The sequence below is a fragment of the Haladaptatus sp. T7 genome, assembly GCF_026008575.1.
Lineage (GTDB): Archaea > Halobacteriota > Halobacteria > Halobacteriales > Haladaptataceae > Haladaptatus > Haladaptatus paucihalophilus.
Genome location: NZ_BROP01000001.1, coordinates 16335 through 35082 on the forward strand (window position 1 = coordinate 16335; position 18748 = coordinate 35082).

Genomic DNA, 18748 nt, shown 5'->3' on the forward strand with positions numbered 1-18748 from the left:
ACTATGGAATCGACAGAACCGAATCCCGAGTGGGACGCGAGCGAACACAGTGAGACGATAGACGCCTTCGAATCGGGTCTCGGCGAACTCACCTATCGCGTTTGGGGTGCGGACTGGTGCGGCGACTGCCGGTCACGCTTGCCCGACTTCTTCGCCGCGCTGGACGCCGCGGGCGTCGAAGGGGAGCAAATCCACGTCTACGAGGTGGACGACGAGAAGGTCGGAGAACTGACCGAGGAGTACGACGTGACGCTCATCCCGACAATCGTGGTCGAGCGGGCGGGCGAGGAAATCGCCCGCTTCGAGGAACAGGAGGACCGACCGGCCGCCGAGTACGTCGCCCGCGAACTGCTCGAAAGCGACGCGTTGGCCTGAGTTCGACCACCTCTCTTATGAGCTCTCCGCGCGATGTGAGCGCTCAGTCCGGCGCGAGGTCGTCAGCCCACTCCAGTCCGGCGTCGATGTCCGTCACGGGCGGCGAGCAGGTAAAGGAGCGACAGACGTAGAGCGTCGGTTCGCCCGCCGACTCTCGGTCGGCCCAAATCGGTGGCACGTTCTCCACCCCGAGTTTTTCACACCACGCCGCCACGCCGTCCTCGGTCGGCGGCCGCCGGGTCAACACCCGCATCGGGAGGTACGTCTCCGCGAGTCGGTCGTGCCACGCTTCGGGGAGTTCGTCGCCCGCGACGGTCAGTTCGAGCGAGCCGGTCGCGTTGCGGTCGGCGACGAGCGCCAGCGTCGCGTACTGGAACGGGTTCGACTCGACGGTCCGGGCGTGGGTTTCGAGCACCGCCTCCGGAATCTCGGCGAATGCCTCGTCCGGTGCGAACTCCGAGAGAACGGCCAGCACGTCGGTTGCGACCCCGAGGCTCGACGGCGTGGACTGGTCCGCGAGCTCCTGCGGGCGTGCGACCAGTCGCTCGCCGCTTTCCGGGGTGAAATACAGCGTCTCGCGCTCCGCGTCCCAGAACTCGCGTTCGATGGCGCGCGCGAGGTCGAGGGCGAATTCGAGGTGGTCCGGGTTCCCCGTCGATTCGTAGAGCGCGAACGCGCCGCGGGCGAGGAAGGCGTAATCTTCGAGGTAGCCGTCGATTGCGACGTCCTCATCCTTGAACCGCCGCGAGAGTTTCGCGTCCGCCTCGTCCCAGAGCTTCTCGCGGACGAAATCGAGCGCGTCCGCCGCGAGGTCGGTGTAGTGCTCGTCGAGCACGAAGCCGCCCTCCGCGAGCGCGGCAATCAGTAGCCCGTTCCACCCGGCCAGTATCTTCTCGTCGCGGGGGGGTCGTTCGCGCTCCTCGCGCGCTTCGAACATCGAGTGGCGGGCGTCAGCGAGCACGTCTCGAACCTCGTCCTCGGACACGTCGTACTTCTCCGCGAGGTCCGGAACGTCCGTGGTCAGGGTCAACACGGTTTTTCCCTCGAAGTTGCCCGATTGCGTGACGCCGTAGCGTTCACAGACGATATCCGCCCTCGTTTCGGTGTCGATGTCGTCGTCGCGTTCGTCTTCCACCGCTTCGTACACGTCGCTCGGCGTCCAGACGTAGAACGGTCCTTCCCCGTAGTTGCCCGCCTCGTCCTCGCTCCGGGCGTCGAGCGTGCTGTAAAAGCCGCCCTCCGGGTGGCGCATCTCGCGTTCGAGGAACGCGAACGTCTCGCGGACGAGTTCGGCGTATCGCTCGTCACCCGTGAGTTGGTACCCCGCGAGGTACGCGCGCGGCAGTTCCGCGTTGTCGTACAGCATCTTCTCGAAGTGCGGCACCGTCCACTTCCGGTCGGTCGCGTAGCGGTGGAATCCCCCGCCGATGTGGTCGTACATGCCGCCGTCGGCCATCGCGTCGAGCGCCTCGACCGCCACATCGCGGTACTGGGTCGCGCCGGTCCTGTCGTACGCTCGGAGGAGCAGGTGGAGTCGCGCCGGTTGTGGGAACTTCGGTCCGCCGCGCCCGAAGCCGCCGTACTCGCGGTCGGCGGTGCGGACGGTCTGTTCGGCCGCGCTTCCGAGCAGTTCCGGGCCGGGGGCGTCGTCCGCCTCGGGCGTGGATTCCAGTTCGCCCTCGATGGCGTCCGTCCACTGTTCGCCCCGGTTTTTCATCTCCTCCGGGTTCTCCTGCCACGTGTTTTTGACGTTTTCGAGGAGGTCGATGAACCCCGGCCGCCCCTGCTGGGAGCGCTTCGGGAAGTACGTCCCGACGTAGAACGGTTTCCCGTCCGGCGTCAGCCACGCCGACAGCGGCCACCCGCCGCCGCCGGTGACCTGCTGGCAGATGCTCATGTAGATGGCGTCGATGTCCGGGCGTTCCTCCCGGTCCACCTTTATCGGGACGAAGTGCTCGTTCAGTAGCTCCGCGACGTCCTCGTCCTCGAAACTCTCTTCCTCCATCACGTGACACCAGTGGCAGGCCGAGTAGCCGATGGAGAGGAAGATGGGCACGTTCCGCTCCTTCGCGGCTTCGAGCGCGGCGTCGTCCCACGGTTGCCAATGTACCGGATTGTCGGCGTGCTGGCGGAGATACGGACTCTCCTCCTCGTCGAGTCGATTTCGCTCGGTGGGCGCGGTCATACCTGTCTAGCAGTGGTTTGGGAGAGGTAAAGATGGGGATTCATTCGATACGAGCCGGTTTTCCGATGGGATAGTAAAAAATGGTACATTCTGGGATTTTTCAGTAGTTTCCAGTATCTTCAATGAGGATACAGTGCTCTCCGTGAGAGAACAGTATTCATCGGTACGATTCAGTGTATCCACTGATGTCGATTTTCGATGAAACCGTTTCTCTGTCAGGAGTACCGACGGTCGTCGTCGATTCACCGCCGCGGTGCTGTGGCTTCACGCTTCGCTCACCGAATCGACGGCGTATCGGCGTCTCGGAGTGGTCACTTTTTTAGGAAATCCAACAACTCATGTGCGTCGCTGGCGTACTGTGATGACATGTCCGAAACAGGCATCGACGAGGAGTTCGCGGAGGAGATAGCAACGACCTGTCGGACGGGAATCGGGGACACCCTTCGGAGCGTCATCCACTTCACGCAGGACGGATTCGACCTGCTGTACCTCCGAAGCGACTTGCACGGGGGGGACCGCGAGCTGGCGAAGGAACGAAAGAGCGTCTTCGTGGAGAACGAACGACTCGGCTTCGACACCCACGAGACGTACAGACGGCTCGCGGACGAGGGGTTCGAACCGGCCATCGGTGAGTACGAACTCACCATCCGCGCGTTCTCGGACGGCTTCGTCAGTCGCGTCATCGTGGGCGACCACGGCGTGCTACTGACGAGCGACAGCCTGCACATCGCGGACTTCGAGGACGTCGCGGTGTCGCTCCGCACGATGCTGACCCACCGATTCGGCTCGGAATGAACACGAACATGTATACTTTACCACTGCCAAACGACAACGTTTACACCGCTGTGCGCACATCGTGCCCACATGAGTGAGACCGTACTGCTGGTGGGTGGCGGCGGCCGCGAACACGCCATCGCCCGAGCGTTGGCCGACAGCGACACCGACCTCTACGCCTGTGCAGGCAACCGGAATCCCGGAATCGCCCGTCTCGCGGACGGCTTCGAGACGCTGGAGACGACGAACACGACGGCCGTCGTCGCCTACGCCGAGGAGGTCGGCGCGACGCTCGCCGTCGTCGGTCCCGAGGGACCGCTCGCCGCGGGTGTCGCGGACGCGTTGGACGAGGCCGGAATCTACGCGTTCGGTCCCCACGCCGACGAGGCGCGCATCGAGACGGACAAGGCGTTCCAGCGTCGGTTTATGCAGGAACACGACATTCCTGGCTGCCCCGACTTCGAGACGTTCGACGACATGGAGGCGGCCTGCGAATTCATCGACGAGTACGACGGCGACCTCGCGGTCAAACCCGCCGGGCTGACGGGCGGCAAGGGCGTCAAAGTCATCGGCGACCAAGTGACAGACGAGGAGGCGAAGGCGTACCTCCGCGACAGCGACTACAACCGCGTGGTGCTCGAAGAGCGACTCGTCGGCGAGGAGTTCACCGTGCAGGCGCTCGTGGCGAACGGTCAGTTGCGCGTCACGCCCGCGATTCAGGATCACAAGCGCGCCTACGAGGGCGACGAGGGTCCCAACACGGGCGGTATGGGGAGCTACAGCGACGCGGGGCTCGAACTCCCGTTCATGACGGAAGAGGACTACCACGAGGCCGTCGAAGTGCTGAAGGAGACCGTCGCGGCGTTGGACGACTACCGCGGTGTCCTCTACGGGCAGTTCATGCTCACGGCCGATGGGGTGAACGTCATCGAGTTCAACGCCCGGTTCGGCGACCCCGAGGCGATGAACACCCTGCCGGTTCTGACGACGGACTTCCTCGACGTGCTCGTCGCGGCACGCGAGGGCGACGACTTGCCGAAACTCTCCTTCGCGCCGGAGGCGACCGTCTGTAAGTACGCGGTGCCTGACGGGTATCCGACCGACCCTGAAGCGGGGGCGAAGGTGAAGATAACTGAGGAGAACGCGGGCGAGGCCATCCTGTTTTACGCCAGCGTCGACGAACGGGACGACGGAATTTACACCACCACGTCGCGCTCGTTCGCCGTCGTCGGCCGCGGCGAGTCCATCGCGGACGCCGAAACAATCGCAGAGGATGCCCTGTCGGTCGCTGGCGAAGAGGGACTGCACATGCGCCACGACATCGGGACCGAGGAACTCGTACAGCGACGAATCGACCACGTACAGGCACTGCGTAACTGATCGTAACGACCACACTACGGGACCGTCAATCGGCCCATACTCAAGCCGTTACATACGGACAGATATGGTATGAAACGAGAGCTGAACACGGACGAAATCTTCGAGGCACTGGGGCATCGTCAGCGTCGGCATGTCCTCGACGTCCTCTTGAACTGCGACGGTGCGACGACCGTCTCCGAACTCGCCAACAAGACGAGTTCGAAAACCGACCGTCAGGTCGACCGTATCAAAACCGGTCTTCTTCACTCCCACCTCCCCCGTCTGGAAGGGATGGGAATCGTCGAATTCGACCGCGACGACGGTACGGTAACACCGACCGCGGCCGTCACCGACCTCGAACCGTTCTTCGAACTGATAGACTGCTAGCGGCTGGCGTGGAACCGTATTCGGTGCTCCGTAGACCGAGAGAAAGGTAGGTTCAAGCTAATTCGAAAGCAAGTCGATGTCGTGAGCGACGACACGACCCGGCGCCACGAGCGAATCGCGCACCACACGACGCCCGGTGGCCTGAACTCCTTGCAGTACTGGACGAACGCCCGGAGTCCGCTTCGGGTTGCGATACACTACCTCGTCATCTGGCTCGTTCGGATCAATCCGAGCCTTCGGTTGAAGAGCTGGCTCCTCCGAAAAATCGGCGTCACGGTCGGCCGCGGGGTGTCGTGGGGACTGGAATCGACGCCCGACGTGTTCTGGCCCGACCTCATCACCGTCGAGGACCACGCCATCATCGGCTACGACGCGACCATCCTCTGTCACGAGTTTCTGCAGGACGAGTACCGAACCGGAGAGGTCGTCATCGGCGAGCGCGCCATGATCGGTGCTGGCGCGATTATCCTCCCCGGCGTCGAAATCGGTGCGAACGCACAGGTCGCGGCCAATTCGCTGGTAACTCGGGACGTACCGCCGGGCGCGACCGTCGCGGGCGTTCCCGCGACGGAGATGTCGAGCGAAACCGTGGAGTAATCGTCCGACGAACGAGTGTTGACGACTCCGCTCCATCGATTTCCGCTCTCGCTCTCCGCGCTTCGTCTTCCTGGCCGCGTTCTGTAGCTTTTTTACCTGACCGTGGCGAACGCCGTGGTATGACCACGCTCTCGTTCGATGACGAAGGTGTCGATGTCGTCTACGAAGGAACCGAATTCCGCCTCTCCAAGGACCTCATCGAGGAGGCGACGGGGAAATCCTACTACGACGTGACCGACCACCAAGTCCTCCGTATCGTGGAGAAGGACCCCGCGATAGGCGGGCAGGCCCGCCGAATCGGCGACATCCTCCGCTGACCACTCCGGTAGCGTTTAGACGGGGGAGACGAAACGTTCGGTATGAACCTTCCCGCCGATTTCGAACACCCCGCATGGATGACCGCGGCGAGCACGGTCGGCTCGTACCTGCTCATTCTCGTGTCGATGACGATACTGCTGTTCGGCGTTCCCTACGCACTTTTTACGGCGCTGGTGTAAATCGGGGTTCCTCGACGAGTGTTGAGACTCCGGAGCTGACGAGCGCGACGAAAACGAAATGAGAAAAACCGAACCGCAACTGTGTTACAGGAAGCTTTGAGTCCGGAGACCGGAGGAGGCCGACCGGCTCAGGCGAACGTCTTGGACACTTCGTCGTTCTCTTCTTCTTCCTGCTCTATCTTCTCTCGGGCGTCAACGAAGTCCTGCATCCTGATTTCGGTGCGGTCGTCGCGGATGGCGAACATCCCGGCCTCGGTACAGATGGCCTTGATATCGGCACCGCTTGCGTCGCCCGTCTCGACGGCGAGCTGTTCGTAGTCCACGTCGTCCGCGATGTTCATGTCGCGGGTGTGGATGCGGAAAATCTGCTCGCGGCCTTCCTCGCCGGGGTTCGGGACTTCGATGAGGCGGTCGAAGCGGCCCGGGCGAAGGATGGCGCGGTCGAGCATATCGAAGCGGTTGGTCGCCGCGATGATGCGGATTTCGCCGCGGTCCTCGAAGCCGTCCATCTCCGAGAGCAGCTGCATCATCGTGCGCTGGACCTCCGCGTCACCGGATGTCTTCGAGTCGGTACGCTTCGACGCGATGGCGTCAATTTCGTCGATGAACAGCACGGCGGGTTCGTGCTGTCGGGCGACTTCGAAGAGGTCGCGAACGAGTTTCGCGCCCTCGCCGATGAACTTGTGGACGAGTTCGGACCCGGCCATCTTGATGAACGTGGCGTCGGTCTGGTTGGCGACTGCCTTCGCCAGCATCGTCTTCCCGGTTCCCGGCGGGCCGTAGAGGAGGACGCCGCTCGGCGGCTCGATACCGACCTTTTGGAACATGTCGGGATTTTCGAGCGGCAGTTCGACCGTCTCGCGGACCTCGTTCATCTGCTCTTCAAGTCCGCCGATGTCCTCGTAGGTCACTTCGGGGCTCTTCGTGACTTGCATCACGCGAGCGCGAACGTCGGTTTCGTCGTCCAGCGTCTTCACGATAGAGAGGGAGTTGTTCACGGCGACCCGCGCGTCGGGGTCGAGTTCCTCGCGCATCTCCTCGGTCACTTCCGTGACTGCCTCTTGGTTGTTGCCGTGCTGTTTGATGATGACGCCTTCGTCGGTAATCTCCTGTACCGTGGCGACGAACAACGGCGACTGCTTCAGCTTCTTGTTCTCGTGGGTGAGCCGTTCGAGTTTCTGCTGATACTTGTTGTTCTCTGCGTTCGCATCGAGAAGCTTGTCCCGCATTTCCTCGTTCTGTGATTCGAGGACGTCGAGACGTTCTTGGAGAGCCTCTATTTGTTCCTGTTGGGACGTACTCTCCTCGTCGTAGGGGAGTTCTACGTCATCCACAGTGTCGGTCATCAACTCGGGATAAGGGCCTGTATCTTAAGAGGCTTCGGGTGACCGACCTGTTGCTACACCGCAACCACACGTGGATTTTAATTCCTTACAGTAATAAGAACGAACAGGAAATATTATTACCCTGTATTCAAAACGGACATGTGATGAGCGCCCCAGAGCTTTCACGAACGACCGAAAACCGGCTGCAAGATGTGGATTCGACCGCGGCCATCCGCGACCTGCCGCCGAGCGCGAAGCTAGTCGCAAAGGTATTGGAGTACAACGAGACGATGACCCAGAGCGAACTCGCGGACGAGACGCTGCTCCCGCCGCGAACCGTCCGCTACGCGCTGACCCGTCTCGAAGACGAAAACCTCGTGGACTCGCGGTTTTCCTTCTCCGACGCCCGAAAACGCCTGTACACGCTCGACCTCTAACGTAGAGCGTCCGTCTCCGACTCCCGAGCGTTTATATCTCATGCCGCGGCCAACGACGGCCATCCGTGGCCATTTCGCTTTCCGCAATTCCCTCGCGTTCGACTTCCGCCTCGCCGAGGCGTGCCGTTTCTCCCCACTGTCTCACGCCGCCGCGCTCAGACCATCGCGTCGGGCGTGAGTTCCGGGTGTTCGCGGACGAAGGAGACCAGATTCCCGACGTAGGAACCGAACGCCGGACACTGAATCTCGCCATCGGTCGCGGTTTCGAGCGCGGCGACCGTGTTCTCACACGCATAGCTCGTCGGGTGGTCGAAGTAATCGAGCGTCGCGGGTTCGATCTCCAGTTCCGGGAACCGGGAGAGCACGCGCTTCAGCGCACCTTTCGGAGTCGGCACCCGAACGACCCGTTTTCCGGTCGCCCGGCCGAAGGCGCGAAGCATCTCGTCCACGGTCAACGGGTTCGGGTCACAGAGTTGGTAGACCTCCCCGACCGATTCGTCGAGTCGGCTCAGTTCGGCGATGGCATCGACCACGAAATCCCGCGGGACGACGTTGACCTCGTACGCCGTCGGGTCGCCGAGAACGGGCGCGACCGCCACGCCGGGTTGGCGCATGAGCCATCGAAGCAAATAGTACGGTCCGTCGTACTTCTGTGTCTCGCCGGTTTCGCTGTCCCCGACGACGATTGCGGGTCGATAAATCGTCCCGGGCAATCCCGACTCCATCCGCTCCTGTACCGCAACTTCCGCGAGATACTTCGTCGTCTCGTAGTAGTTGTTGAACCGCTGCCCCTCGACGAGATGGTCCTCGGTGAACGTCCCGTCGTAGCGCCCGCTCACGTAGCACGTGCTCACGTACTGGAACCGCCGGAGGTTCTCACAGCCGTCCGCGAAGTCGAGGACGTTTTTCGTTCCCTCCACGTTGACGGCCATCCCGACCTCCCGACTCACCGCAAGGTCGTAGACCGCCGCGAGATGATACACCGCTTCGGTGTCGGTCTGCAACGATTCGACCGCCTCGCCCAATTCGAGGTCGGCCTCCGTGATGTCCCCGCCGACGAGTTCGACCTCTCCGTCGGCCGCGTGTGCGCGTTCGATTTCCCGCGCTCGCCGCTCGGCGGTTCGCCGATATTTGGGCTGGACGAGGCAGGTGACGTCGCTGCCACGGGCGACCAGCCGCTCCGTCAAGGCGGACCCGAGAAATCCGGGGAAACCGGTGAGGAAGACGCTCATCTACCACCCCTCCTCGATTCGTTTGAACAGGCGCATCACGCCCGTCATCGCACGGGCGTACCACTTCGTCGGGACCCGGCGGGGCGGGGCGACCGAGGCGAATCGCTGTTCAGCGACCGTTTGCGACTCGGTGTACTTTCGAATCCCCTCCCGGCCGTGACGGCGGCCGATTCCCGAGTCTTTCATCCCTCCCATCGGCGAATCGACGGACGCCCAAATCGCGTGGTACGGGTCGTTGATTCCGACCGTCCCGCAGTCGATTTGGCGGGCGATTTCCCATCCGCGGTCCGAGTCCGTCGTCCAGACGCTCGCGTTCAGACCGCGGTCGGAGTCGTTCGCCAGCGCGATTCCGTCCTCGTCGTCCGAGAACCGGGTGACGGCGACCACCGGTCCGAACGTCTCCTCGCGCGCCACGGTCATCTCTTCGGTTACTCCCGTCAGAATCGTCGGCTCGAAGAAGTACGGTCCCACGTCGGGACGGGCGTTCCCACCGACCACGGCCGTCGCGCCCTTGCTCACGGCGTCGTCAACGTGGTTCCGTACCTTCTCGAACTGCCGCTCGGAGACGAGCGACCCGACTTCGACGTCGTAGTCGAACGAGGGTTCCATCGAGAGTTCGCGCGTCCGCTCCACGAATCGAGGGAGAAACCGGTCGTACACGCCGTCCTGCACGTACAACCGCTCGAAGGAGAGACAGAGCTGTCCGGCGTTGGTGAAACAGCCCCGAATCGCACCCTCGACCGCGGCGCTCACGTCCGCGTCGTCGAGCACGAGCATGGGATTCTTTCCGCCGAGTTCGAGCGAACATTTCACGAGATTCTTGCCAGCGCGTTCCGCGACGGTTCGTCCCGTCTCGGTGCTACCGGTGAAATTCACGAAATCCACGGCGTCGATGAGCGCCAGACCCGCCTCGTCACCCCATCCGGTGACGACTCGAAAGGCGTCCTCCGGCAGTCCCGCTTCCCGGAGCAGTTTCGCGGCGAGGAGCGCGGTAAACGGCGTCTCCTCGGCGGGTTTCAACACGACCGTGTTTCCGGCGAGGAGCGCGGGAATCGCGTCCGAGACGGCGAGCGTGAGGGGATAGTTCCACGGCGTGATGACGCCGACGACGCCGACTGGCGTTCGGTACTCCATCGTCTTCGTGGCGAGCGGAATCGCCCCGTCCCGTCGCCGCGGCCGGAGGAATTCCTCGGCGCGAGCGGCGTAGTATCGCGCGTTGGTCGCAACGTCGAGAATCTCCTCGTAGCCGTCTCGTCTGGCCTTTCCGCTCTCGAGTACCATCACGTCGAGCAGTTCGGCCTGCCGGTCCAACACGAGGTCGTGGAACCGAGACAGGACGTCCGCCCGCCGCTCTATCGACCACGACGACCACTCCGTCCGGGCCGTTCGAGCGCGCGAAACCGCCGCCGTCACGTCCCGCGGGGAACACGCCGGTACGTCGCCGATTCTCTCCCTGGTGAACGGTGCCTCGACGGACATCGAGTCGTCGCTTTCCTCGGCGGAAACGGAACGGCCGAGGTCACCGAGCGTGTCGGGAGGTATGTGAGACGCCTGAAACGTCATGTCGATGTAAACGCGGCAGTCACGGAAACAATTTATGAGGCGGGAACTTATCGCTGAACCAATGACACGGGTGATTCACACGGGCGACACTCACATCGGGTATCGTCAGTATCATTCGCCCGAGCGACGGGACGATTTTCTTGCCGCCTTCGACCGAGTTGTCGAGGACGCCATCGAGGACGAGGTGGATGCGGTCGTCCACGCCGGAGACCTGTTCCACGACCGCCGACCCGGACTCGTGGACCTCCACGGGACGATTTCGGTCCTCCGGAAGCTTCGTCGGGCGGACATCCCGTTTCTCGCTATCGTCGGGAACCACGAGAGTACGCACGGTCAGCAGTGGCTCGACCTCTTCGAGACGCTGGGACTTGCGACGCGGCTCGGACCGTCTCCCGTTCTCGTCGGTGATACTGCCTTCTACGGCTTGGACCACGTACCGGTCTCGAAGCGCGACGACCTCGAATACGAGTTCGAGGCGCACGACGCCGAATCCGCCGCGCTCGTCGCACACGGCCTGTTTCAGCCGTTCGACTTCGGCGATTGGGACGCCGAACACGTGCTGACCGAGGCGTCGGTCGATTTCGACGCGATGTTGCTCGGCGACAACCACAAACCGGGCAAAGAGCGCGTCGCCGACGCGTGGGTGACGTACTGCGGTTCGACCGAGCGCGCGAGCGCGACCGAGCGCGACGACCGGGGATACAACATCGTCCACTTCGAGGACGATGTGACCATTACGCGACGCGGAATCGAAACCCGCGATTTCGAGTTCGTCTCGGTCACGCTCGCCGAGGGGGACGGCATCGACTTCGTTCGGGAGGCGATTCGAGAACACGACGTGGACGAGTCGGTCGTCCTCGTCTCCATCGAGGGCGAGGGAACCGACGTGACACCCGCACGAGTCGAGGAGTTCGCGCTGGACGAGGGTGCGCTCGTCGCCCGCGTGACCGACCGGCGCGAAATCGAAACCGAATCCGAGAACCACTCGGTTTCGTTCGCCGACCCCGACGACGCCGTACGAAAACGCGTCCGGGAGATGGGACTCAGCGAGGCGGCGAACGAACTGGACGAACTCGTTCGCGCCAGCAAGGTCGCAGATTCGAACGTTCGGGATGCGGTCGAAGAGCACGTCGCAACGAGGATTTCGGAAGATACCGCCGCGTTCGACCCGGCGGAGGCCGACGCGCCCGACGAAGACGGGCCGGAGACGAGCGACACTGCGGCCGAGGAATCGGACGCCGAAACGGTCTCGGTATCGGTGCGTTCGGAACCGGCCGACGACACGGACGCCGAAGACGATTCGGCGGCGGAGTCGCCGTCGGAGGATTCCTCCGCGGACGAGTCGCGACCGGAGTCACCGCCCGCCGAGGCCGTGGCGGATTCCGACAGCGCCACCGACGATGCGAACACAGCTAGCGACGAGTCTAGCACCGCCACCGACGACGGTGCTGACGGACAGATATCGATGGAGGATTACCTGTGAAATTCGAGCGCGTTCGTCTCTCGAACTTCAAGTGCTACGAGGACGCGGATCTCGCACTCGAGTCGGGTATCACCGTCATTCACGGACTCAACGGGAGCGGCAAATCCTCCCTGCTCGAAGCGTGCTTCTTCGCGCTGTACGGTGCACGGGCGCTCGACAGGACGCTCGAAGATGTCGTCACCATCGGTGCGGAGGACGCGGAGGTCGAACTCTGGTTCACCCATGCGGGCGGAAGCTACCACATCCACCGTCGGATTCGTGCGACGGGTGAGTCGGCCCAGACCGCCAAATGCGTCCTCGAAACGCCCGACGGGAACATCGACGGTGCCCGCGACGTGCGCGCTCACATCGTCAACCTGTTTCGCATGGACGCGGAGGCGTTCGTCAACTGCGCCTACGTCCGGCAGGGCGAGGTGAACAAACTCATCAACGCCACCCCGGCACAGCGCCAAGACATGATAGACGACCTCCTCCAACTCGGGAAATTGGAGGAGTACCGGGAACGAGCGAGCGACGCCCGCCTCGGCGTCAAAAGCGTCCTCGACGACCGCCGCGGAAGCTACTCCGAACTCGAATCCCAAATCGAAGCGAAAGAGGAAAAGAACCTCCACGGGTTGTTGAACGACCTCGAATCGGAACGGAACGAGACGGAATCGGAGATAGAGCGGTTCGAGGGGAACCGCGACGAGGCACGGCAGACGCTCGAAGACGCGGAAGCCGTCCTCGAAACGTCGGAGGAGAAGCGGGAGGAACTGGACTCCCTCGAAACGGATATCGAGGCGCTTCAAGACGAGATAACCGAGACGGAACGCGAACGCGAGGAGTGCCGAAAGCGGGCGAGCGACGTTCGGGAGACCATCGCGGAACTAACCTCGAAGGTCGAAACGCTGCTCGACGAAACGGACCTCGAAAGCGCCGACGAGGAGGCTCTCGACTCCCGACTCGAAGCGCTCGATGCCGAGGACGAGTCGCTCGCGGAAACGCTCGAAGACCATCGCATGAAGGCCCGAATGTTCGACAATCAGGCGTCGAACCTCGGCGAGCGCGTGGCCGACCTCGAATCCCGGGCGGCGGAGAAACGAGAACGGGCGGACCGACTCGATACCGAAGTCGAGGAGGCGACGGCGGAACTCGAAAACCGCCGCGAGAAATTGACCGAAATCGACGACGAAATCGAGTCGTACCGCGAACGCTTCGCGGACGCGCCGGTCGAGTTCGGGGAGGCCGAAGACCATCTCGAATCGCTCCGTTCGGACCTCGAAGACTGCCGCGAGGAGGAGACGAACGTCCGTGCGAACCTTCGCACCGCGAAAGAGCAGGTGGCGGAGGCGGAACGCCTCCTCGACGCCGGGAAGTGCCCGGAATGTGGCCAACCGGTCGAAGAATCGCCGCACGTCGATACGATAGACGAAGACCGGGAGCGAGTGTCCGAACTGCGGGAGAACGTCGAAACGCTTCGTGAGAAACGGACGCGCCTCGAAGCGCGAATCGATGACGCTGAGGACCTCCTCACCGCGGAAAACCGCGTTCGAGAGCGCCGGAACAACCGGACGAACGTCGAGCAACTGGTCGAGGACCGGGAGAGTGCGATTCGGGAGAAACGCGAGGAGGCCGAAACGCTTCGGGAAGAAGCGGAGACGCTCCAATCGGACGCGGCGGAGCGCAAGGAGTCGGCGGAGGAACTGGAGGAAAAAGCCGAAACGCAGCGGGAGGAGATAGAACGGCTGGAACGGGAGCGGGAGGCGGTGGCCGACCGTCGAACCCGAATCGAACGGATACAGACGGTACAGGAGAAGAAGGCGGACGCGGAGTCGGAACTCGACCGCCTCGCCGAAAAACGGAGTCACCTCGACGAGTTGAACGACCAGCGCCGCGAGAATCTCTCGGATAAACGCGCGCGTCAGTCGGAACTCCGTGACGCATACGACGAGTCGGCGGTCGAGCGAGCCCGTGACAATAAACAGCGGGCGGAGAACTACCTCGAACAGGTTGCGGACAAACTATCGTCGCTACGCGAACAGCGGGACGACCTCATCGACCGGATCGGCGCGGTTCGCGGGGAAATAGAGGAACTGGAGGAACTCCGTGACCGCCGCGACGACATCGAGGAACGGGTGTCCGCGCTGGAATCGCTGTACGACGAGGCCGCTGACCTCCAGTCGATGTACGGCGACCTCAGGGCGGAACTCCGTCAGCGAAACGTCGTGAGTCTGGAGCGGATGTTGAACGAGGTGTTCGACCTCATCTACCAGAACGACTCGTACGCCCGTATCGCGCTCGACGGGGAGTACCGACTCACGATTTACCAGAAGGACGGCGAACCCCTCGACCCCGAACAGCTGTCGGGCGGGGAACGGGCGCTGTTCAACTTGAGTTTGCGGTGTGCGATTTATCGCCTGCTAGCGGAGGGAATCGAGGGGAGCGCGCCGATGCCACCGCTCATTCTGGACGAACCGACGGTGTTCCTCGATTCGGGCCACGTCTCGCAGTTGGTCGAACTCGTCGAGTCGATGCGGGAGTTGGGCGTCGAACAGATAATCGTCGTCAGCCACGACGACGAACTGGTCGGCGGCGCGGACAACCTCGTTCGCGTGGAGAAGGATTCGACGACGAACCGGTCGCACGTCGAACAGCGAGAATCACTGCTCGGCGTCGCCGACTAACGACGCCAGTCCGTCTTGGGCGGTGCCGGTCAAGCCGTAGCCGCGTTCGCCCGCGACGGTTCGCTCCTCGATGAGACCCGCCGCGCGAAACTCCGCGAGCAATCCGTGCAGGTCGCTTTCACAGAGGTCGTACGCCGAGACGAGCGAGCGGGCGGGAAGGGGACCACGGTCGTAGAATTCGACCAACAGGCCGAGCGCGCGCTCGTTCGGCACGGCGGTGAGAATCCGTCTGACTGGCGACGAGATTCGTCGTGCTGACGTTTCGAGCGGTGACTCGCCGTCCGCGGCATCGAGACGGTCGTTTTCGACGTAGCGCTCCTCTCCCGTTCGCGGGTCGCGGACGAGGCTCGAATCGCTCGACCGCTTGACCAGCAGATATCGTCGTCCCGATTCGTCGCGGACGGTTCGCATGGCTCGGGATAGCGGCGGCGAACGGTTAGTCCTTCTGGACGTTACGGTAGCGACGATAGCCGCGGCTGAACGCGAAGAGACCGATGACAACGAGTCCGCCGCCGAACGTCCATCGGCTTTGGAACGCGACGAGCATGAGACCGAGGCTGAGACAGAATAGGGCGATGTTGAAGAGAAGGACTTGCGACCAGAACTCCTTTTGTATCTCCGGGTTGGCGTCCACTGTGCTGTAGTCACGTACCGACGGGGTATCGACGCGGAGACGCTCCGACGGGTCGTCTACGGTCGGAACCATGTCGGCTTCCGGAGCGTCTCCCCGGTTCTCGGAACCCTCATCGTCGTGACCGAATTTGTCGAACACCGTGGTCGTAGTTCGTGTGTAAACGGCAAAAGCGTTCGGAGTCGATGCAGGCGTTCGATTGAGACGCACGATCCAAATATGATTGAGACGCTCGATTCAGATATGTTTCTCTAGCGTGACCGTGCTGGACGCCTTAAGCCAACCAAGGGGATTGTTGGCGTCGTAGAATACGACACCATCCTCCGTCTCATAGGCTTCGATCGAACTCATCGGTTCGTCGGGAACCGGGAGTTCGGTTTCTGCGCGGTCCAGCGTTCCGTCCTCTGTTGCACGGTCAGACATTGGCTTGACCTCACCCTGTGCTATGAGTTAACACATTAAATCTCTTTCCCCTTTCCCGACTGGCACAAACGGGAGGGTTTTTACCCGGAAGCGCCAAAAACAATCGACATGACTCAATCTGGGCTTGGTGACTTCGCGGGCGGGGAAGCGCGTCCCGCGGCAGAAGCCCACGCCGTTGCGGGGAACGAATCGACGACGGCGAACGTCGTGGACGCCGATACCGACTGGCTCCCCGAATCGCAAGGAACCATCGAGCTGGCGGTGACGCAAGTCGATTACACTATCGACGGCAGTGGTGACGAGGAGGAACCCATCATCCACGTCTTCGGACGGACGCCGGATGACGAACAGGAGCACGTCCAAGTCGTCGGCTTTCGGCCGTACTTCTACGCACCGACGGAGACGTTGAACGATGGTAAACTGAACGACGGGCGGATTACGGGGTCCGAGGAAGGCTACGAGAGCATCCGCGGCGAGCAGTTGACCAAGATATTCGGACGGACGCCGCGGGACGTCGGTAACATCCGCGACGAGTTCGAACACTTCGAGGCCGACATCCTCTTTCCTAACCGCTTTCTCATCGACAAGGACATCAAAAGCGGGATTCGGCTCCCCGAGCGCCGCCGAGAGGACGGAACTATCGTCGTGCAGGAGAACGAAGTCGAGGCGGCAGAGGTACAAGCGAACCTTCGCGTTCACACCTTCGACATCGAAGTCGACGACCGCTCCGGCTTTCCAGAGGACGGCGAGGAGCCGATCATCTGTCTCACGAGCCACGACTCCTACCGCGACGAGTACATCGCGTGGCTGTTCGACGCGCCGAATGGGGATGCGGACCTCCCTGCCGCACTCCCGGACTACGAACCGCTTCGGGACGGCTCGGACATCGACGTTCGAACGTTCGAGACGGAAGAGGAGATGCTGGCGGAGTTCCTCGACTACATCGACGACACCGACCCCGACGTACTGACAGGGTGGAACTTCGAGGACTTCGACGCGCCGTACTTCCTCGACCGACTCGAACGGTTGGCGGGGCCGCACCACGACTACGACCTCGACTACAACCGACTCTCGCGCGTGAACGAAGTCTGGCGGAGCGACTGGGGCGGCCCGACGGTCAAAGGTCGCGTCGTCTTCGACCTGTTGTACGCGTACAAGCGGACTCAGTTCAGCGAGCTCGACTCCTATCGACTGGACGCGGTCGGCGAGACCGAACTCGGCGTCGGGAAGGAGCGCTACGCGGGCGATATCGGCGATTTGTGGGAGCAGAATCCGACGCGCCTGCTCGAATACAACGTCCGCGACGTGGAACTCTGCGTCGAACTCGATAGGAAGCAGGATATCGTCTCCTTCTGGCGGGAAGTCGCGTCGTTCGTCGGGTGTAAACTCGAAGACGCGACGACACCGGGCGACGCGGTGGACGTGTACGTCCTGCACAAGGCACACGGGCAGTTCGCGCTTCCGTCGAAGGGACAGTTCGAGGCGGAGGATTACGAGGGCGGCGCGGTGTTCGAACCGATTACCGGCGTCAAGGAGAACGTCACGGTGCTCGACCTGAAGTCGCTGTACCCGATGTGTATGGTGACGCTCAATCTGTCGCCCGAAACGTCGGTGAATCCAGACGAGTACGACGGTGACACGTACGTCGCGCCGAACGGGAGCCACTTCCGGAAGGAACCGGACGGAATCGTTCGGGAAATCATCAACGAGACGTTGAGCGAGCGCGAGGAAAAGAAGGCGCTCCGGAACGAACACGACCCGAACAGCGCCGAGTACGAAATCTACGACCAACAGCAGGCAGCAGTGAAGGTCATCATGAATTCGCTCTACGGCGTGCTGGGATGGGAGCGGTTCCGCCTCTACGACAAGGAGATGGGCGCGGCCATCACCGCGACCGGCCGGGAAGTCATCGAGTTCACCGAAACCGCGGCGAACGAAATCGACTACGAAGTGGCGTACGGGGACACTGACTCCGTCATGCTCGAACTCGGCGGCAACATCGAGAGGGACGACGCCATCGATCAGTCCTTCGAAATCGAGGACCACATCAACGCCCGCTACGACGAGTTCGCGCGCGAGGAACTGAACGCGAACGAACACCGCTTCCAGATCGAGTTCGAGAAACTGTACCGGCGGTTCTTCCAGGCGGGCAAGAAAAAGCGCTACGCGGGCTACATCGTCTGGAAGGAGGGCAAGGACGTAGACGACATCGACATCACGGGCTTCGAGTACAAGCGCTCGGACATCGCGCCCATCACGAAGGAGGTCCAGCGGGAAGTCATCGAGATGATCGTTACGGGGGAGGACTTGGACGACGTAAAAGAGTACGTCCACGACATCATCGAGGACTTTCAGGCCGGGAACGTCGATCTGAACGAAGTCGCCATCCCGGGCGGCATCGGGAAACGGCTCGATAACTACGACACCGACACGGCACAGGTGCGCGGCGCGAAGTACGCGAACCTCCTCCTCGGAACCAACTTCCAGCGCGGGAGCAAGCCGAAGCGCCTCTACCTGAAGAAGGTTCACCCGGCGTACTTCGAGACAATCGAGCGCGAAAAGGAGTTGGACGCGCGGCCGGACACGCTGTACGGCGAGTTCAAACACGAACAGGACGTCATCTGCTTCGAGTACGCCGACCAGATTCCCGAAGAGTTCGAAGTCGATTGGGACAAGATGCTCGATAAGACGCTCAAAGGACCCATCGAGCGGGTTCTGGAGGCGCTCGACATCTCGTGGGAGGAAGTGAAGACGGGCCAGCAACAGACCGGCCTCAGTAGCTTCATGTAATCACGCGGTTCGTTTTCCACTCATCAC

Annotated in this window: 18 protein-coding genes; 11 read left to right on the forward strand and 7 right to left on the reverse strand. The window is 62.4% G+C overall.

From position 1 onward, the window contains the following. The first annotated feature begins 3 nt into the window (after positions 1-3). Positions 4-375 carry a thioredoxin family protein gene (locus OPC11_RS00110; RefSeq protein WP_007982802.1) on the forward strand — a complete coding sequence of 124 codons (372 nt, stop codon included), beginning with the start codon at positions 4-6 and terminating at the stop codon, positions 373-375. A 43-nt stretch (positions 376-418) separates the two neighbouring features. On the opposite strand, the gene OPC11_RS00115 is transcribed toward OPC11_RS00110, so the two are convergent. Continuing rightward, entirely contained in the window at positions 419-2560 is a 2142-nt protein-coding gene (locus tag OPC11_RS00115) for a thioredoxin domain-containing protein (RefSeq protein WP_264780646.1), read from the reverse strand. A gap of 366 nt (positions 2561-2926) precedes the next feature. On the opposite strand from OPC11_RS00115, the gene OPC11_RS00120 reads away from it, so the two are divergent. The 6 genes from OPC11_RS00120 (at position 2927) to OPC11_RS00145 (ending at position 6174) form a co-directional block, all read left to right on the forward strand. Then, the gene (locus tag OPC11_RS00120; RefSeq protein ID WP_264780647.1) at positions 2927-3355 is read left to right on the forward strand and encodes a hypothetical protein; all 429 of its coding nucleotides are present in this window, start codon (positions 2927-2929) and stop codon (positions 3353-3355) included. 69 nt (positions 3356-3424) lie between these two features. After that, positions 3425-4714 (forward strand): phosphoribosylamine--glycine ligase, encoded by a 1290-nt coding sequence (purD, locus tag OPC11_RS00125; RefSeq protein WP_264780648.1) that lies wholly within the window; start codon positions 3425-3427, stop codon positions 4712-4714. Positions 4715-4783: 69 nt separating this feature from the next. Next, positions 4784-5080 (forward strand): helix-turn-helix transcriptional regulator, encoded by a 297-nt coding sequence (locus tag OPC11_RS00130; RefSeq protein ID WP_007982792.1) that lies wholly within the window; start codon positions 4784-4786, stop codon positions 5078-5080. An 81-nt stretch (positions 5081-5161) separates the two neighbouring features. Next, complete coding sequence (locus tag OPC11_RS00135) at positions 5162-5677, forward strand: acyltransferase (protein WP_007982790.1); 516 nt, start codon at positions 5162-5164, stop codon at positions 5675-5677. A 119-nt stretch (positions 5678-5796) separates the two neighbouring features. After that, positions 5797-5994, forward strand: a complete 198-nt coding sequence (locus tag OPC11_RS00140; protein WP_007982788.1) for a DUF5800 family protein — start codon at positions 5797-5799, stop codon at positions 5992-5994. Positions 5995-6036: 42 nt separating this feature from the next. Next, positions 6037-6174 (forward strand): hypothetical protein, encoded by a 138-nt coding sequence (locus tag OPC11_RS00145; protein WP_007982786.1) that lies wholly within the window; start codon positions 6037-6039, stop codon positions 6172-6174. A gap of 128 nt (positions 6175-6302) precedes the next feature. Here OPC11_RS00145 and OPC11_RS00150 read toward each other — a convergent pair whose 3' ends face one another. Next, on the reverse strand, positions 6303-7520 hold the full coding sequence (locus tag OPC11_RS00150) for a proteasome-activating nucleotidase (protein WP_069452146.1): 1218 nt from the start codon (positions 7518-7520) through the stop codon (positions 6303-6305). A gap of 191 nt (positions 7521-7711) precedes the next feature. Between OPC11_RS00150 and OPC11_RS00155 the strand changes: the two genes are divergently transcribed. Then, positions 7712-7936 (forward strand): helix-turn-helix domain-containing protein, encoded by a 225-nt coding sequence (locus OPC11_RS00155; RefSeq protein ID WP_007982782.1) that lies wholly within the window; start codon positions 7712-7714, stop codon positions 7934-7936. Positions 7937-8091: 155 nt separating this feature from the next. Here the strand turns inward: OPC11_RS00155 and OPC11_RS00160 are convergent, their stop codons facing one another. Both OPC11_RS00160 and OPC11_RS00165 read right to left on the reverse strand, forming a co-directional pair. Next, positions 8092-9168: an SDR family oxidoreductase gene (locus tag OPC11_RS00160; RefSeq protein WP_264780649.1), complete on the reverse strand. Its 1077-nt coding sequence runs from the start codon at positions 9166-9168 to the stop codon at positions 8092-8094. Further along, positions 9169-10731, reverse strand: a complete 1563-nt coding sequence (locus tag OPC11_RS00165; RefSeq protein ID WP_264780650.1) for a succinic semialdehyde dehydrogenase — start codon at positions 10729-10731, stop codon at positions 9169-9171. A gap of 61 nt (positions 10732-10792) precedes the next feature. On the opposite strand from OPC11_RS00165, the gene mre11 reads away from it, so the two are divergent. Then, entirely contained in the window at positions 10793-12214 is a 1422-nt protein-coding gene (gene mre11, locus OPC11_RS00170; protein WP_264780651.1) for a DNA double-strand break repair protein Mre11, read from the forward strand. Then, positions 12211-14877 (forward strand): DNA double-strand break repair ATPase Rad50, encoded by a 2667-nt coding sequence (gene rad50, locus OPC11_RS00175; RefSeq protein ID WP_264780652.1) that lies wholly within the window; start codon positions 12211-12213, stop codon positions 14875-14877. Before mre11 ends, rad50 begins: the two co-directional genes overlap by 4 nt. On the opposite strand, the gene OPC11_RS00180 is transcribed toward rad50, so the two are convergent. From OPC11_RS00180 to OPC11_RS00190, 3 genes are all read right to left on the reverse strand, one after another. Beyond that, positions 14854-15288: a hypothetical protein gene (locus OPC11_RS00180; RefSeq protein ID WP_007982771.1), complete on the reverse strand. Its 435-nt coding sequence runs from the start codon at positions 15286-15288 to the stop codon at positions 14854-14856. The two genes, rad50 and OPC11_RS00180, sit on opposite strands and share 24 nt — an antisense overlap. A gap of 25 nt (positions 15289-15313) precedes the next feature. Continuing rightward, positions 15314-15649: a hypothetical protein gene (locus tag OPC11_RS00185; protein WP_264780653.1), complete on the reverse strand. Its 336-nt coding sequence runs from the start codon at positions 15647-15649 to the stop codon at positions 15314-15316. A gap of 96 nt (positions 15650-15745) precedes the next feature. Beyond that, complete coding sequence (locus OPC11_RS00190) at positions 15746-15931, reverse strand: hypothetical protein (RefSeq protein ID WP_007982767.1); 186 nt, start codon at positions 15929-15931, stop codon at positions 15746-15748. A 108-nt stretch (positions 15932-16039) separates the two neighbouring features. Here OPC11_RS00190 and OPC11_RS00195 point away from each other — a divergent pair, with 108 nt between their 5' ends. After that, positions 16040-18721, forward strand: coding sequence for a DNA-directed DNA polymerase (locus OPC11_RS00195; protein WP_264780654.1), 2682 nt, complete (start codon positions 16040-16042; stop codon positions 18719-18721). The last annotated feature ends 27 nt before the right edge of the window (positions 18722-18748 follow it).

Excerpts from the sequence above, each read along its gene's own strand:
- OPC11_RS00110 (WP_007982802.1), top strand. The coding sequence starts at position 4 with ATGGAATCGACAGAACCGAATCCCGAGTGGGACGCGAGCGAACACAGT.
- OPC11_RS00115 (WP_264780646.1), bottom strand. The coding sequence starts at position 2,560 with ATGACCGCGCCCACCGAGCGAAATCGACTCGACGAGGAGGAGAGTCCG.
- OPC11_RS00120 (WP_264780647.1), top strand. The coding sequence starts at position 2,927 with ATGTCCGAAACAGGCATCGACGAGGAGTTCGCGGAGGAGATAGCAACG.
- purD (WP_264780648.1), top strand. The coding sequence starts at position 3,425 with ATGAGTGAGACCGTACTGCTGGTGGGTGGCGGCGGCCGCGAACACGCC.
- OPC11_RS00130 (WP_007982792.1), top strand. The coding sequence starts at position 4,784 with ATGAAACGAGAGCTGAACACGGACGAAATCTTCGAGGCACTGGGGCAT.
- OPC11_RS00140 (WP_007982788.1), top strand. The coding sequence starts at position 5,797 with ATGACCACGCTCTCGTTCGATGACGAAGGTGTCGATGTCGTCTACGAA.
- OPC11_RS00145 (WP_007982786.1), top strand. The coding sequence starts at position 6,037 with ATGAACCTTCCCGCCGATTTCGAACACCCCGCATGGATGACCGCGGCG.
- OPC11_RS00150 (WP_069452146.1), bottom strand. The coding sequence starts at position 7,520 with ATGACCGACACTGTGGATGACGTAGAACTCCCCTACGACGAGGAGAGT.
- OPC11_RS00160 (WP_264780649.1), bottom strand. The coding sequence starts at position 9,168 with ATGAGCGTCTTCCTCACCGGTTTCCCCGGATTTCTCGGGTCCGCCTTG.
- OPC11_RS00165 (WP_264780650.1), bottom strand. The coding sequence starts at position 10,731 with ATGACGTTTCAGGCGTCTCACATACCTCCCGACACGCTCGGTGACCTC.
- mre11 (WP_264780651.1), top strand. The coding sequence starts at position 10,793 with ATGACACGGGTGATTCACACGGGCGACACTCACATCGGGTATCGTCAG.
- OPC11_RS00180 (WP_007982771.1), bottom strand. The coding sequence starts at position 15,288 with ATGCGAACCGTCCGCGACGAATCGGGACGACGATATCTGCTGGTCAAG.
- OPC11_RS00190 (WP_007982767.1), bottom strand. The coding sequence starts at position 15,931 with ATGTCTGACCGTGCAACAGAGGACGGAACGCTGGACCGCGCAGAAACC.
- OPC11_RS00195 (WP_264780654.1), top strand. The coding sequence starts at position 16,040 with ATGACTCAATCTGGGCTTGGTGACTTCGCGGGCGGGGAAGCGCGTCCC.